The following is a 15017-nucleotide window of genomic DNA, read 5'->3' on the forward strand; positions in this document are numbered from 1 at the left end:
GCGCTACTCAGGCGTTGCCGACGATGTTGCCCTCGCCGGAGCCGCTGCGGCGGGCCTCAAGCTGCTGGACATAAAGGCCGCCAAAGTCGATCGGGTCAAGCATGAGCGGTGGAAAGCCGCCATCGCGCACGGCATCGGCAATCACTCGGCGCGCAAAGGGGAAGAGGATGCGCGGCGCCTCGACCAGCAGGAAGGGTTCGATGGCCTCGCGCGGAGCGCCGGCAAGGCGGAACAGACCGGCGTAGAGGAGCTCGACAGCGAACAGCGCCTTGTCCTCCTGGTTCTTGGCGTTGGCGGAAATCTTGAGCTCGACTTCGAACATGTCGTTCTCGCCGGCGCGCGCATTCACATTGACGGCAATTTCGAGCTTGGGCTGGCCCTGGCCCTGGAGCGAACCCGGCGCGTTCGGGTTCTCGAAGGAAAGGTCCTTCACATATTGGGCGAGGATTCCGGCCTGCGGCGCAAGATCAGCGCCATTGGCAAGGGCTTCGGCGTCTTCCGGGGTGATGCTGGCCATGAGCGGACTTTCGGTTCGGACACGGAGTTCGGGGACCGTCCGGGCGGCTAGCAGCCGGGCCCGCGTGCGGCAAGAAGCAGCTTTGCGGGCAAGGCGCAGGTCTCACTCTTTTCTCCCTCGCCCGAAGCCCTATCTTGTGCCAAGGTTGATATTGGCGTTCAATCGGCAGGGCCGGCCTCCGTCATGATGGGCAGGCAGCATGCCATGGGCAGGCAGCAAGGCGCGGGATGTGATGCAGAACGGACTGATCGAGATTGTCTTCCTGGCGATGCTTGCCGGCTTCATTGGGCTCAGGCTCTATCAGGTGCTGGGCCGGCGCACCGGGCATGAGAAGCCGGTTGCCGACCCATTCCGCGGCGCTGGCGCGGAAGTGGCCAGGCCCACCGCTTCTGGCACGTTGCGCGAAGCCGAGCCTGTGCCACTTCCCGAGCTTCCGGCCAACATCGGCCCAAGCGTGCGCCAGGGCCTGGATGCCATCCGCAACGCGGACCGCAGCTTTGATATCGACCGCTTCATCGCCGGCGCGCGTGGCGCCTATCAGATGGTCCTGGAAGCCTTCTGGCGCGGCGACGAGGAGGAGCTGGCTGAGCTCGTCTCGGATGAGGTTATGGAGAATTTCCGCCATGCACTTGCCGAGCGGCGGGCCGCCGGCCTGCGGCTGGAGAACCGCCTGCTCGAAGTCGACCAGGTGCAGATTGTCGGTGCACGCATGAACGGCTCCATGGCCGAAGTGACAGTCCAGTTCGACGCCGAGATCGTGGCTGCCACTCGCGATTCCACCGGCGCCCTTGTGGACGGAAATCCGGAGGCAAGTGTCGAGACCCACGATGTGTGGACTTTCAGCCGGCATGTGACCTCGCCCGATCCAGCCTGGCTGATCGTCGGGACCGACGTCGCCGAATAGGCTGGAGTTGCGCCGGCCGTGCCTGTGCTGGCAATTGCCGTCATGCTCGGCCTGGCGCTCGCCGGCTGCGCCGGGAACCGGGAGCCGCTCCCCGTCCTCGCTGATGCCCAAGCGGGCGCCGCGGCCGCGCTCGAGGCCTTCCGCGCTGCCTGTACGAGGCTGCCGGCCTGGCGCGACGCCTCCGGGCTGACAACCGCAGCGGACTGGGTGGCGCCCTGCGCCGCCGCAGAAACGACCACGGCGGCCAGCTTCGAAACCTTCCAGCGCACCCATTTTCGCGAAGTCCGGCTCGGCGACGGTCAGGGCTTTGCGACCGGCTATTTCCTGCCCGAATATCAGGCACAAGCAAAAGCAGCGCCTGGCCTCGTGCCCGTGCTGGCGCCGCCTTCGGGGCGCGACTGCAGCCAAGCGCCCTGCCCCACCCGGGCCGAGATCATGGGTGGTGCTCTCGCGGGACGGGCCGAGACGCTCTTGTGGATGGACCCAGTCGATCTCTTCTTCCTGCAGGTGCAGGGCTCGGGGATTGCCCGCCTGCCCAATGGCGCACGCGCAAAACTCGCCTTCGCTGGCCACAATGGTCATCCCTATGTCGCAATCGGCCAGTTGCTCCGAGCGCGGGGGGCGCTGGCCGCCGGTGCTGGCATGGCGGAGATCCGCGCCTGGCTTGCTTCCCACCCGGCCGAGCGGGAGCAGCTTCTTGCTGCCAACCCGCGCTACATTTTTTTCCGCCGGCTGGCGCAGGACGCGCCCTTTCCGGTGGGGGCGCTCGGCGCCCGGCTGGTGGCAGGAGCCAGCGTCGCGGTGGACCCGGCGCATGTGCCGATGGGCGCCCTCGTCCGGCTGGAGACACAGCTGGCCGACGGCACACCATTCCGCCGGGTGCTGGTGGCGGCGGATACCGGTGCAGCGATCCGGGGCGCGAACCGATTTGACATCTATTTCGGGGAGGGTGCCGCAGCAGGCCGGCTGGCTGGAGGCCAGCAAGCCAGGGCAAGAGCCGTTCTGCTGCTGCCCCGCAGCATGCCATGAACCGGCGTCTGACGGCGGCAGAGATTGCGCTGTGGCAGCAAGTGGCAGCAACGGTCAAGGCCTTCAAGCCGCTACCCGAAATCCCGGACACACCGGAAGCTCGGCCGCCGGCACTGGACCCACGGCCGGACCGGACTGGCGTTGGGGCAAGGAAAGCCCGGCTGCCTCCCCGCGCTCCAGTGCATGCCTCGGCAAGCCCGAGGGAAACGCTCGATTCGACCTGGGACAAGCGGCTGGCATCGGGCAAGGCGAGGCCGGACCGGGTGATCGACCTGCATGGCTTCGCGCGGGAGGCAGCGCGCCACTATCTTGAGCGGAGCATCCTCGCTGCGGCCGACCGCGGGGAACGGCTGCTACTGGTGATCACTGGCAAGGGGAACATGCCCGGGCCAGCGCCCGCAGACCTCATGGGCGAAAGGCCCGGGCGCGGCGCCATTCGCGCCGAGCTGCCACGCTGGCTTGCTTTACCTTCGCTTTCATCGCGCATCGCCGCCGTCCGCCGCGCGCACCCGCGCCACGGCGGCGCCGGTGCCGTCTATTTGGTGCTCAAGCGGAGCCGAACCAACAGCAGCTGAGAGCGGATGCGCGCATCCATGCCGCGATCTCATGCCGGCAATGCACAAAGGATGCGCGCCCGCCTGGCCTTGCGTGGGCGAAACCCCCATGCTAGCGCCCCTTCCACCGCGGGTGGGATTTCCGCCGTGGGTTTCCGCAATGTGCCGGCACGCTGCGCACGGGCCTTGCCCCGGAGTGCCGCCGGCAGGGCAGTCGAGGTGCGCGTGGGAACAGCCAACAGCCTTGCCGGGCGCTATGCGGCCGCGCTGTTCGATCTCGCCGAGAGCGACAAGACGCTCGATGCCGTGATGGAAGCGCTCGCCGGGCTGGAAGCCCTGCTTGCGACGTCTGCAGAGCTGAAGGCGCTCATCGGCAATCGCCTGATGCGCCGCGCCGACGTCGGTGCCGGGCTTGCCGCAGTGGCAGCCGAGCTCGATTTGCCGAAGCTTGTCGCCAATTTTCTTGGCGTGCTCGCCGCCAATGGCCGTGCTGCGCTTTTGCCTGACGTCATCCGCGCCTTCCGCGAGCGGCTGGCAAGCCACAGGGGCGAAGCAACCGCCAAGGTCATCGCTGCCCACAAGCTGACCGCTGCGCAGGAAAAAGCGCTCGCTGCCAAGCTGAAGGCCCGAACCGGCCGCGACATGGCGCTCGACGTGACGGTGGATCCTGCCATCCTCGGCGGGCTGATCGTGCGGCTTGGCTCTGAACAAATCGATACGTCTGTGAAGACCCGGCTCGAGCGGCTGGGCGCCAGGATGAAAGGCCTCACCTGATGGACATTCGCGCAGCGGAAATTTCGCGCGTCATCCGCGAGCAGATCGCGGGCTTTGGCACCGAGGTGGAAGTCTCGGAAGTTGGCCAGGTGCTCTCGGTGGGGGATGGCATCGCCCGAGTGCATGGCCTCGACCGTGTGCAAGCCGGCGAAATGGTCGAATTCGCCGGCGGCCTCAAGGGCATGGCCCTGAACCTCGAAGTCGACAATGTCGGGGTCGTCATCTTTGGCGATGATACTGCTGTGCGCGAAGGCGACACCGTGCGCCGCACCAATGCGATTGTCGACGTACCTGTTGGCAAGGGCCTGCTTGGCCGGGTGGTCGACGCGCTCGGCAACCCGCTCGACGGCAAGGGCCCAATCGAGTCAACCGAGCGCCGCCGGGTGGAAGTGAAAGCGCCGGGCATCATTCCAAGGAAGTCCGTGAGCGAGCCGATGCAGACGGGACTGAAGGCCCTTGATGCCCTGGTCCCGATCGGCCGCGGCCAGCGTGAGCTCATCATCGGTGACCGCCAGACGGGCAAGACCGCCGTCATCCTCGACACCTTCATCAACCAGAAGGGGATAAATGCCAGCGGCGACGAGAAGGTGAAGCTTTACTGCATCTATGTCGCCATCGGCCAGAAGCGCTCGACGGTTGCCCAGCTGGTCAGGAAGCTCGAAGAAGCAGGCGCGATGGAATATACGATCGTGGTAGCGGCAACTGCTTCCGACCCGGCGCCGCTCCAGTATCTGGCGCCCTACACGGGCTGCACCATGGGCGAATACTTCCGCGACAATGGCATGCACGCCGTCATCGCCTATGACGATCTTTCCAAGCAGGCAGTCGCTTACCGGCAGATGTCGCTGCTGCTGCGGCGCCCGCCGGGCCGTGAGGCCTATCCCGGCGACGTCTTCTACCTCCACTCGCGCCTGCTCGAGCGCGCAGCCAAGCTCAACGATGCCAATGGCGGCGGCTCGCTGACCGCGCTCCCAGTCATCGAAACGCAGGCCGGCGACGTCTCCGCCTATATTCCGACCAACGTCATCTCGATTACCGACGGGCAGATCTTCCTTGAAAGCGAGCTCTTCTACCAGGGCATCCGGCCTGCCATCAATGTCGGCCTCTCGGTTTCCCGCGTGGGCTCAGCAGCACAGACCAAGGCGATGAAGAAGGTGGCAGGCTCGATCAAGCTCGAGCTTGCGCAATATCGCGAGATGGCGGCCTTCGCCCAGTTCGGCTCCGACCTCGATGCCGCAACCCAGAAGCTCTTGGCCCGCGGCCAGCGGCTGACCGAGCTCTTGAAGCAGCCGCAGTACCAGCCGCTGCCGTTTGAAGAGCAAGTCGTTGCCATCTTCGCTGGCGTCAACGGCTATCTCGATCCCGTGGCTGTTCCTGACGTGGTGCGGTTCGAGGCCGGGCTGCTTGAGACCTTCCGCTCGAAGCACGCTGACATTTTGGCCGAGATCCGCGACACCCGCGACCTTGGCGATGCAACCCGCGACAAGCTCAGGGCCGCGATCGAGGGCTATGCCCGCACCTTTGTTGCCTGAGGCTCGGACGCTTTTGCAATGCCCTCCTTGAAGTCTCTGAAAACGCGGATCTCCTCGGTCAAGTCGACCCAGAAGATCACGAAAGCGATGAACCTGGTCGCGACCGCCAAGCTGCGCGGCGCTCAAGCGGCTGCCATCTCCGGCCGGCCGTTCGCCGAAGGCGCGGCGCGAGTCATCGGCAATCTTGCTCTCAACATGGTGGGGCCCGAGGCACCGAAGCTGCTCACGGGAACTGGGCGCGACCAGACCCATCTGCTCCTTGTCATCACTTCCGAGCGAGGGCTGTGCGGAGCCTATAATTCCAACATCGTGAAGCTTGCCCGGCGCAAGGCCGATTCCCTGCTGGCCGAGGGCAAGACGGTCAAGCTCTACATCATCGGCAAAAAGGGCCGGGCCCAGCTTATCCGCAGCCATGGCAAGCACATCGTCGAGACCCGCTCGCTCGAGGGGCGGAAGATGCTGACCTTCGAGGAAGCGAAGGCCGTATCCGATGATGTGGTGGCGCGATTCCACGCTGGTGCATTCGATGTCGCGCACATTCTCTTTGCGCGCTACCAGTCAGCGCTGACGCAAATCCCAACCGATGAGCGGCTCATCCCGGTCAGGCGGCCCGAGATGGCGGATACGGCGCGGCTTCCGGCTGCGATCACTTTCGAGCCTTCGGCCGAAGCGATCCTGACCGAGCTTCTGCCGCGCGCGGTCGCCGTCCATGTCTACCAGTCGCTGCTCGAGAGCCGGGCCTCCGAGGAAGGAGCGCGGATGACGGCGATGGATGCGGCAAGCCGCAACGCTGGCGACATGATCGGGCGCCTGACGCTCACCTACAACCGCACCCGGCAGGCAGCGATCACCAAGGAACTCATCGAGATCATCTCGGGCGCGGAGGCACTGTAGCATGTCTACTTACGCGGCCATCCAGACCTATGTGAAGCAGACTCATGGGTTCGTCCCGAAGACCTGCTGGATTGCCCATGTGAAATCCCTGCATGGGTTGCCGATGCGCACAGCGCCCAACCGTGCATCGCCGCAGACTCGGATGGTCCCTTGTCCACCCGAAAAGCGTCCTGCAATTGAAGACGCCCTCCGTCACTTTGGCGTGATAAGCTAGAGGAACACCGCAATGGCCACCACCACCAACAATATCGGCCGCGTGACGCAGGTCATCGGCGCTGTCGTCGATGTCGCCTTCGAGACCGAGCTGCCCGAGATCCTGACTGCCCTTGAAACCCGCGTCGAAGACCGCCGCCTGGTCCTTGAAGTGGCGCAGCACACGGGTGAGAATGTGGTCCGCACGATTGCCATGGACTCAACCGACGGCCTCGTGCGTGGCCAGGAAGTGGTGGACACTGGCGGCCAGATCCGCATGCCAGTCGGGCGCGAGACGCTGGGCCGCATCATGAATGTGGTGGGCGAGCCCATTGACGAGCGTGGCCCCATCGGGGCTGCGACCACTGCCCCCATCCACGCCAAGGCGCCGGAGTTTGTCGACCAGTCGACCGAAAGTTCGATCCTGGTGACGGGCATCAAGGTGATCGATCTCCTCGCGCCTTATGCGAAGGGAGGCAAGATCGGCCTCTTTGGCGGTGCCGGCGTTGGCAAGACCGTGCTCATCCAAGAGCTCATCAACAATGTCGCCAAGGGCCATGGCGGCTTCTCGGTCTTCGCTGGCGTGGGCGAGCGGACACGGGAAGGCAATGACCTTTACCACGAGTTTCTGGAAGCCGGTGTGATTGCGTCGGATGCTGAGGGCAATGCCATTTCCGAAGGCTCGAAGGTGGCACTCGTCTATGGGCAGATGAACGAGCCTCCCGGCGCGCGGGCGCGCGTTGCCCTCTCAGGCCTGACGATTGCGGAATATTTCCGTGATGTGGAAGGCCAGGATGTGCTCTTCTTCATCGACAATATCTTCCGTTTCACCCAGGCCGGCTCGGAAGTGTCGGCCCTTCTTGGCCGCATTCCGTCTGCCGTCGGCTACCAGCCCACGCTTGCGACCGACATGGGCGCGCTCCAGGAGCGCATTACCTCGACCCGGAAGGGCTCGATCACCTCGGTGCAGGCGATCTACGTGCCCGCCGACGACTTGACCGACCCAGCGCCGGCAACGAGCTTCGCCCACCTCGACGCAACAACCGTGCTCAGCCGGCAGATCGCCGAGCTTGGCATCTACCCGGCGGTCGATCCGCTCGATTCGACCAGCCGTGTGCTCGAGCCCGGAACCGTGGGCAAGGAACATTATGAAACCGCCCGCGCGGTCCAGAAGACGCTGCAGCGCTACAAGTCGCTCCAGGACATTATCGCCATTCTCGGGATGGACGAGCTTTCCGAAGACGACAAGCTGGTGGTGGCAAGGGCGCGCAAGATCCAGCGCTTCCTCTCGCAGCCCTTCCATGTTGCTGAGGTCTTCACAGGCACGCCTGGTGTGTTCGTCGAGCTTGCAGACACCATCAAGGGCTTCAAGGCCATCGTGGATGGCGAATACGACCATCTGCCCGAAGCTGCCTTCTACATGGTGGGCACCATCGAGGACGCAGTTGAAAAGGGCCGCAAACTCATGGACGGTGCATGATGGCGAAGTTCCATCTCGACATTGTGACCCCTGTTACGCGGATCGACTCGGGCTCCGTGCACATGGTGGTGGTGCCGGGGACCGAAGGTGATTTCGGCGTGCTCGCAGGCCACGCGCCGGTGCTTTCGACCATTCGCCCCGGCATCATCGAGGTGTTCCGCGAGGCCGGTGCGCAACCGGAGCGGATCGAGGTGGACGGCGGCCTTGCCGAGGTGAACGAGGCGGGCCTCACCATCCTGACCGGCGATCTCTCGCTCACTGACTGACCCCCGGCGCGGGGCAAGATGCAGCAGCAGGTCATCCTTGCGGTCTTCGCCCTTGTCCTGCCCTGTGGCGCGCCTGCAGCCGCAGCCATAGAGGTCACGGGTGCGATCCGGGTCCGGCCTGGACTCGTCGACGGGCAAGTGCGGCCTGGTGCTGCGACCTCGGAAGCAGTCCTCGAGCTGCGCACGATTGTCAACGCAACCCTAACGTCGGGCCCTGCCACCCTTTTTGCCGAACTGCGCGACAGCCGCGCCTATGGCAAGCCTTCGGACACCGCGCTGGTGGCAGGGGACGTGAACACGCTCGAGCCAGTGCAGCTTCGCGCCAGCCTCGATCTCGGCGACCTTGCCGGCGAGGGCACCAGGCTGCGGCTCACGATGGGGCGCACCGAGATGCAGTTCGGCTCGCGCCGGCTGCTGGCAACCGGGGACTATCGCAACGCTGCCTTCTTCTTCACGGGCATTGATGCAACCCTCGAGAGCCGCGGCGGCACCGACCTCGAGCTATTCTGGATGCTGCCGCAGACCCGTGCACCCGACCGTCGGGCAGCAGTGCTGGCGAACAAGCCGGCGCTCGACCGCGAACGGCTGGCGCAGCAGATCTTCGGTCTTTCCGTGCTCGGGCCCGTTGGCGGGCGCGGTGTCGAGCTCGGCCTGACGGTCGTGGGTCTTTCCGAGCGGGACCGGCCGGGATTTGCGACCAGGGACCGCCGACTCTGGACCCTTGGCCCGCGCTTCCTGAAGCAGCCAGCTGCAGGCGAAGTGGATTTTGATGTGGAGGCCTTTGTCCAGGGCGGGCACGCCGCACCGCTCGACCAGCCGCTCGGCGAAGCCGTGCCCGTGCGTGCTGGCATGGTGCGCGCACTCATTGGCTACAGCTGGCGCGGCGAGCTGTCGCCGCGGCTTGCTCTCGAGTTCGACCATGTCTCGGGCGACGGGCCAGGCGCCCGCTACGGCCGGTTCGACCAGCTGTTTGGAGCGCGACGGTTCGAGTTCGGGCCATCGTCGGTCTATGGCGTGCTGGGGCGGGCCAATTTGACATCCCCAGGGATCCGGCTTTCGATCAACCAAAGCGGCCGTGCCGATGGCTGGATCATCGCCCGGGGTCTCTGGGCGGCGAGCGCGACCGACTTCTTTTCAGCGTGCGGTGTTCGCGATGCCGATGGCGCCTCCGGGCGATTCGCCGGCGTGCAGGTGGACAGCAGGCTGCGCCTGTGGCTGGTGCCGCGAACGCTCCGCGCTGACCTCAATGTGACCGGGCTCGCCCGGCGCGGCGTGCTCGAAGGCGCCGCACCAGGCCGGTCGAGCATCTATGTCGCAAGCGCGCTCGAGGCCTTCTTCTAGGGTTCGGCCAGGGTGCAGCTCGCCTGCACGGCGCGGAGGTTGAGGCCGACGCGCGTTGCCTCCGGGTTGGCCCAGGCATAGGCGATGGCCCTGGGGTTGCCGGGCTCATGGACATAGAGGACGAGGCTGGGGCGGTTGGGCCCGGAGGGCCACACGACGTTGCGCAGCCGAAGCTCGAAGCGCTGCGGGACCGGCTCGTCGGTTGCCAAGCGCGCCATGCCACCCTGGTCGTGGAGGGCGAGGTCGCGCCCACCCCACCAGCCGCCATCCGCCTTCGGGATCGCCGCCCAGCAGGCGAAGGGCCGGGCCTTGCGAAGCTCGGCGCCGGGGACGAGGGGCCGGCCGGCCTTCACCTCGTCTGCCGTCAGCGCCCTCCCCTCCCCGACCGCCGCGCCATAGGCGTCGATGGGGTGGACCCTGCCATCGAGGACCCGGAGTGCGACCCATGGCGGCGGCACCCTTCCGGCCTCCTCGGCGAAACGGACCTGCTCCTCGTTGGTCCAGATGCCGGAAAGCAGCAGGAGCGCTGCGATCATTTTGCCCGCCGCTCGGCCTCGATGAAGCGGCGGAACTCGGTCCAGGTGGTGGCGTTGGGGCGGCTGTCGTCGCCCGGGGGCGGGACGCGATACTCGGGGTAGCGGCGGGCGATCTGGTCCTGCACCACCTTGGGCAAGGCCGCGATTCCCGCAACCACCTGGCCAGTTGCATTGAAGACGAGGGAGCCGGGGCGCGAGCCCATCTCCATGAAGGGCATCCAGCCCGAAATCCTGACCCAGGAGACAGCGGCCTTGGCGTTGCGGCGCTTCGGGTCCATCAGCGCGTTTGCATCGACGACGAAATTGAAGATCTCCATCGCATGATAGTGGTTGCCGGCATAGGCTTGGAAATCGCCGCCGAGCGGGTTCTCATAGAAGAGGGGCACTTCGATGTTCCAGAAGGCGCGGCCGTCCTCCACCCGGAGCGGAAGGCGATAGGGCGTGCCGTCGGCGCCACGCGGGAAGATGGGGCGCTGGTTCACGGGATCGTTCGCGACATGGAAGATGCGGTTCACCTTGCCGGTCCACGGATTGGTCCATTCATCGAGCACGGTGCCGGTCTTCGGGTCGAGATAGAACATGAGCTCGCGGCTGACCATGCGCACGCCCATCCCGCGCACCGGATCTGTGACCGTCACGCACTGGCGGATGTTCATGCCCTCGACATTCCAGAGATGGCGATCGGGCTCGCCCTGAACTCTCGACCAAACCCGGCCCGACCAGTGGAAGACGATGGGCTCATTGTCGCGGGTTGAACACTGGATCTTGCGGAACATGGCGACCGCCTGGTCGGGATTGTCCAGCCGCAGGCGTTGGGCATCGGCTGCCCCGCCCACGCCTGCCAACATGGCTGCAATGACCAAGAGCCGCATCGCTTTCTCCCGACCTGCGCTTGACAGCCAATTTGTCCGGACAAATAGCCGGTGGGTCAAGCCGGAAAGGAGCAAGGATGCGCCCTGGAGTCATTGAAGTCGGGCCGCAGCGCTACCGGGAGACGTTCGGGCGCTACTATGAGGAGTTCACCGTGGGCGATGTCTATGAGCATCGCCCGGGGCGGACCATCACCGAGACCGACAATATCTGGTTCACCCTTCTTACCATGAACACGCACCCGGCGCATTTTGATGCTGAATATGCGAAGAAGACCGAGTTCGGAAAGCCGCTGGTTGCCTCGCCGCTGACGGTTGCCATCCTCGTTGGCATGAGTGTCTCGGATGTCAGCCAGAAGGCGGTCGCCAATCTCGGCTGGAAGGAAATCCGGCTGACTGCCCCTGTCTTTGCTGGCGACACGCTCTATGCCGAAAGCGAAGTCATCGAGAAGCGCGAGAGCGCCACGCGGCCCGAGCAGGGCATTGTCACCATCAAGACGGTGGGCAAGAACCAGCATGGCGTCGTGGTGTGCGAGTTCCTGCGCACGATGCTGATCTGGAAGAAGGGCTTCGGCCCGTCCGAGAGCTGAGAGGAGTGGCGATGGCAACGGCGCATGACATGAGGCCCACCGACAGAAGGCCCATCGACTCCGCGTTCGAGAACCAGCTCATGGACGCAATCGACAAGTGGATCGAACGCGACCTGAAGCCGGTCATCATGGCGCACGACCATGGCGACATCTGGCCCGAAGAGACAGTCCGGCAGATGACCGAGCTTGGCCTCTTTGGCGCGACCATCAGCCAGGAATGGGGCGGCCTTGGGCTGCCGGCAACGACCTATGCCAACATCGTTGCTCGTATTGCCTCCTTCTGGATGGCACCGACCGGCATCTTCAACTCGCACCTCATCTGCGCCATGGCCATCGAGAAGTTTGGCACGGCCGCACAGAAGGCGAAATGGCTGCCGAAGATGGCGTCAGGCGAGCTGCGCGGCGGCCTGGCGCTCACCGAGCCCGATGCCGGCACCGACCTCCAGGGCATCCGCATGACTGGGCGGCGCGATGGCGACCATTATCTCGTCAACGGCACCAAGACCTGGATTTCCAATGGCATCAAGGGCCATGTCTTTGCCCTGCTGGTCAAGACCGACCCCGAGGCCAACCCGCGCTACAAGGGCATGAGCTTGTTCATCGCTGACAAGTCCCTGCCCGGCTTTCGCGTTGGCAAGAAGATCGAGAAGCTGGGCTACAAGGCAATCGACTCGGCGGAACTCGTGTTCGAGGACTGCCGGATCCCGGCGGACCAGCTGATCGGCGGCGTGGAAGGCCAGGGCTTCTTGCAGGCAACTGGCGGGCTTGAGCTCGGGCGGATCAATGTCGCTGCGCGCGGGGTCGGGCTGGCCGAAGGCGCGCTCCGGCTTGCAACCGAATATGCCCAGGTCCGGAGGACCTTCGGCAAGCCGATCGCCGAGCACCAGGCGATCCAGCTGAAGCTTGGCGAGATGGTGACGCGAGCCCGCGCCGCGCGGCTCCTCACCTTCGACGCAGCACAGGCCTATGACCGCGGCGAACGCTGCGACATGGAAGCCGGGATGGCCAAATATTTCGCAAGCGAAGCCGCAGTCCGGAATGCCGAAGAGGCGATGCGCATCTTCGGTGGCTATTCCTATTCCAAGGAATATGAGATCGAGCGCTTCTACCGCGACGCGCTTCTCATGTGCATCGGCGAGGGCACCAACGAGATGCAGCGGATAATCGTCGCGCGCCAGTGGCTCCGGCGCAACCCCGTGTGATCGCGGCCGGGGCAAAGGGCGATAGAGGGGCGTGTCCGTGAACCTGCCGCTTGCGGGGCTACGCATCCTCAGCCTCGAGCAATATGGCGCCGGACCCTATGGCACCATGTGCTTGGCCCAGATGGGGGCGGAGGTCATCAAGCTCGAGCCGCCGAAGGGCGGCGACTCCAGCCGGGCAACCGGGCCCTTCTTCCTCGGGCCTGACGACAGCCTGTTCTACCAGAGCTTCAATCTCTGCAAGCGCTCGCTCACCCTCGATCTCAAAACCGCGGAAGGCCAGGAGATCCTCCACCGGCTGGTCGCAACCGCGGACGCCGTCACCAACAATGCCCGCGGCGACCAGCCAGCGAAACTCGGGCTCGATTACGCGGCACTCGGCCGGCTCAAGCCTGCGATCGTCTGTGTCCATGCCTCGGCCTATGGGCGCGGCAATGCGCGCGAAAGCTGGCCGGGCTATGATTATCTCATGCAGGCGGAGGCCGGCTTCCTTGCCTTGACTGGCGAGCCTGACGCACCGCCGACCCGCTTCGGCCTCTCGATGGTCGATTTCATGACGGGGCAGATGCTGGCAACGGCAACCCTTGCCGGCATCTTGGCGGCGCGCGCAACCGGTGTCGGCGGCGACTATGATGTGGCCTTGCTCGAAGCCGCGCTGCACCAGACCAGCTACCCCGCCTCCTGGTACTTGAATGCGGGCTACGAGACGGGCCGGGCGCCGCGCTCTGCCCACCCCTCGGTCACGCCGTCGCAGCTGTTCCGGACGGCCGACGGCTGGCTGTTCGTGATGGCCCAGCTGCCAAAATTCTGGGAGCGGCTGACGGAGGCCATTGCCGCGCCGGAACTCAAGTCCGATCCGCGCTTTCAGACCATGGCAGACCGCCTCAAGAACCGCCCGGCGCTGACCGAAATCCTCGATTCCATCTTCATGACAAGGCCAACGGCGGAATGGGTCGATGCGCTCGGTGGCCTTTGCCCGGTTGCACCTGTGCACAATCTTGCACAAGCACTTGACAGCGCCTTTGTCCGCGTGCGCGGGATGGTGCAGCACGTGCCCCACCCCGACCGGCCAGACATGCGGGCACTGGCGAGCCCCATCCTCGTCAACGGTGAGCGGTTGCCGGCACGCCATGCTCCCAAGCTTGGGGCAGATACAGAAGCGCTTCTTGCCGAAATCGGCTTTGGTGAAGGCGACGTCAAAGCGCTGCGCGCAAAGGGGGTGGTGTGAGCGGCAAGCTTGCCGGAATCCGGGTGGTGGATCTGTCGATGTTCCTGCCCGGCCCGATGCTCACCCGGATGCTCGCCGACCATGGTGCCGAAGTCGTGAAGGTGGAGCCGCCGGGAGGCGATCCGGCCCGCGCCATGGGCCCCTTTGAAGCTGGCAGGAGCTTCTGGTTCCACACGCTCAACCATGGCAAGCGCTGCCTGACGCTCGACCTCAAGACGGAGCCGGGCAAGGAAGCACTGTGGGAGCTTCTCGAAGGCGCCGATGTTCTGGTGGAAGGCTTTCGTCCCGGTGTGATGGCGCGGCTGGGGTTTGGCTACCCGAAAGTTGCCGCGCGCAACCCGCGCCTCGTCTACTGCTCGCTTTCGGCCTTCGGGCAGGAGGGCGTGCTTTCTGGCCATCCCGCCCATGATCTTGGTGCCTGGGCCTTGTCTGGCGCGCTTTCGGTCAATGATGGCGCAGACGGCGTGCCCGTGGTGCCAGGGCTTCCTGCCTCTGACATGGCGGCGGGGCTCACGGGGTGTGCTGCTGTGCTGATGGCGCTCATCGGCCGCGCGCGAACCGGCCGTGGCGATTTCATCGACTTGTCGATGTTTGGAAGCCTTCTTCCCTGGACTGCCCATATCGCTGGCGAGGCCGTGGTGGAGGGGCGGCCCGTTGTCTCGTCCAGCCAGCGCTCGCTTGGCGGACACGGCTTCTACAATGTCTATCGCTGTGCCGACGGGCGCTACGTGGTGCTTTGCGGGCGCGAACCGAAGTTTGCGGCAAACCTGCTTGAGGCGTTGGGCCGGCCCGATCTCGTCGCCGTTGCCGCCGAGGAGGCAGGGCCAGCACATGCGCCGCTCATCGCTTTTCTTCGCGCGACCTTCGCAACCCGGAGTCGGGACGAATGGGTGGCCTGGTTTGCGGGCCGAGACGTCGCCTTTGCGCCCGTGCTCGACCTGGCTGAGGCAATGCGCCAACCAGCCGTGGTGGACGAAGGGCTGCTGGTCTTCGAAGACGGCGCCCACCGCTTCGCCTCGGCCATCCGCTTCCGGGGCTGAGCTGGCACAACCCGGCGCTGGCGCGACAAGGCGCGCATCAGACGGGCTTGCACCCGCGCCCAGGCAGCGGCA

General features: G+C 65.5%; 16 protein-coding genes. 13 read left to right on the forward strand and 3 right to left on the reverse strand.

Translation table 11 applies throughout. The features are described 5' to 3' along the window. Positions 1-7 precede the first annotated feature (7 nt). Positions 8-517, reverse strand: a complete 510-nt coding sequence (secB, locus tag ACWIQA_RS00595) for a protein-export chaperone SecB (RefSeq protein ID WP_448581123.1) — start codon at positions 515-517, stop codon at positions 8-10. A gap of 232 nt (positions 518-749) precedes the next feature. On the opposite strand from secB, the gene ACWIQA_RS00600 reads away from it, so the two are divergent. The 9 genes from ACWIQA_RS00600 (at position 750) to ACWIQA_RS00640 (ending at position 9483) form a co-directional block, all read left to right on the forward strand. Next, a complete protein-coding gene (locus ACWIQA_RS00600; RefSeq protein WP_448581168.1) occupies positions 750-1421 on the forward strand; it encodes a Tim44/TimA family putative adaptor protein in 672 nt (223 codons plus the stop codon). A gap of 42 nt (positions 1422-1463) precedes the next feature. Beyond that, a complete protein-coding gene (locus ACWIQA_RS00605; protein ID WP_448581124.1) occupies positions 1464-2450 on the forward strand; it encodes an MltA domain-containing protein in 987 nt (328 codons plus the stop codon). Continuing rightward, on the forward strand, positions 2447-3025 hold the full coding sequence (locus ACWIQA_RS00610; RefSeq protein ID WP_448581125.1) for a Smr/MutS family protein: 579 nt from the start codon (positions 2447-2449) through the stop codon (positions 3023-3025). Before ACWIQA_RS00605 ends, ACWIQA_RS00610 begins: the two co-directional genes overlap by 4 nt. Positions 3026-3223: 198 nt before the next feature. Beyond that, positions 3224-3778 carry a F0F1 ATP synthase subunit delta gene (locus tag ACWIQA_RS00615; RefSeq protein ID WP_448581126.1) on the forward strand — a complete coding sequence of 185 codons (555 nt, stop codon included), beginning with the start codon at positions 3224-3226 and terminating at the stop codon, positions 3776-3778. Then, positions 3778-5310, forward strand: a complete 1533-nt coding sequence (gene atpA / locus ACWIQA_RS00620; protein ID WP_448581127.1) for a F0F1 ATP synthase subunit alpha — start codon at positions 3778-3780, stop codon at positions 5308-5310. Before ACWIQA_RS00615 ends, atpA begins: the two co-directional genes overlap by 1 nt. Before the next feature lie 18 nt (positions 5311-5328). Further along, positions 5329-6204, forward strand: coding sequence for a F0F1 ATP synthase subunit gamma (locus tag ACWIQA_RS00625; protein ID WP_448581128.1), 876 nt, complete (start codon positions 5329-5331; stop codon positions 6202-6204). A gap of 226 nt (positions 6205-6430) precedes the next feature. Next, positions 6431-7876, forward strand: a complete 1446-nt coding sequence (gene atpD / locus ACWIQA_RS00630; protein WP_448581129.1) for a F0F1 ATP synthase subunit beta — start codon at positions 6431-6433, stop codon at positions 7874-7876. Further along, positions 7873-8142, forward strand: coding sequence for an ATP synthase F1 subunit epsilon (locus tag ACWIQA_RS00635; protein WP_448581130.1), 270 nt, complete (start codon positions 7873-7875; stop codon positions 8140-8142). The genes atpD and ACWIQA_RS00635 overlap by 4 nt, the downstream gene beginning before the upstream one ends. A gap of 18 nt (positions 8143-8160) precedes the next feature. Next, on the forward strand, positions 8161-9483 hold the full coding sequence (locus ACWIQA_RS00640) for an alginate export family protein (protein WP_448581131.1): 1323 nt from the start codon (positions 8161-8163) through the stop codon (positions 9481-9483). On the opposite strand, the gene ACWIQA_RS00645 is transcribed toward ACWIQA_RS00640, so the two are convergent. Further along, positions 9480-10019 carry a hypothetical protein gene (locus tag ACWIQA_RS00645; protein WP_448581132.1) on the reverse strand — a complete coding sequence of 180 codons (540 nt, stop codon included), beginning with the start codon at positions 10017-10019 and terminating at the stop codon, positions 9480-9482. The genes ACWIQA_RS00640 and ACWIQA_RS00645 overlap by 4 nt on opposite strands. After that, positions 10016-10891 (reverse strand): DUF1838 family protein, encoded by an 876-nt coding sequence (locus ACWIQA_RS00650; RefSeq protein ID WP_448581133.1) that lies wholly within the window; start codon positions 10889-10891, stop codon positions 10016-10018. The genes ACWIQA_RS00645 and ACWIQA_RS00650 overlap by 4 nt, the downstream gene beginning before the upstream one ends. 77 nt (positions 10892-10968) lie before the next feature. Here ACWIQA_RS00650 and ACWIQA_RS00655 point away from each other — a divergent pair, with 77 nt between their 5' ends. The 4 genes from ACWIQA_RS00655 to ACWIQA_RS00670 are packed head-to-tail and all read left to right on the forward strand — an operon-like array spanning position 10969 to position 14945. Next, positions 10969-11478, forward strand: coding sequence for a MaoC family dehydratase (locus ACWIQA_RS00655; RefSeq protein WP_448581134.1), 510 nt, complete (start codon positions 10969-10971; stop codon positions 11476-11478). A gap of 29 nt (positions 11479-11507) precedes the next feature. After that, a complete protein-coding gene (locus ACWIQA_RS00660; protein ID WP_448581135.1) occupies positions 11508-12680 on the forward strand; it encodes an acyl-CoA dehydrogenase family protein in 1173 nt (390 codons plus the stop codon). Positions 12681-12717: 37 nt separating this feature from the next. Then, entirely contained in the window at positions 12718-13905 is a 1188-nt protein-coding gene (locus ACWIQA_RS00665; RefSeq protein WP_448581136.1) for a CaiB/BaiF CoA transferase family protein, read from the forward strand. Beyond that, positions 13902-14945, forward strand: coding sequence for a CaiB/BaiF CoA transferase family protein (locus ACWIQA_RS00670; RefSeq protein WP_448581137.1), 1044 nt, complete (start codon positions 13902-13904; stop codon positions 14943-14945). Before ACWIQA_RS00665 ends, ACWIQA_RS00670 begins: the two co-directional genes overlap by 4 nt. The last annotated feature ends 72 nt before the right edge of the window (positions 14946-15017 follow it).

It is taken from the genome of Thermaurantiacus sp. (genome assembly GCF_053487655.1).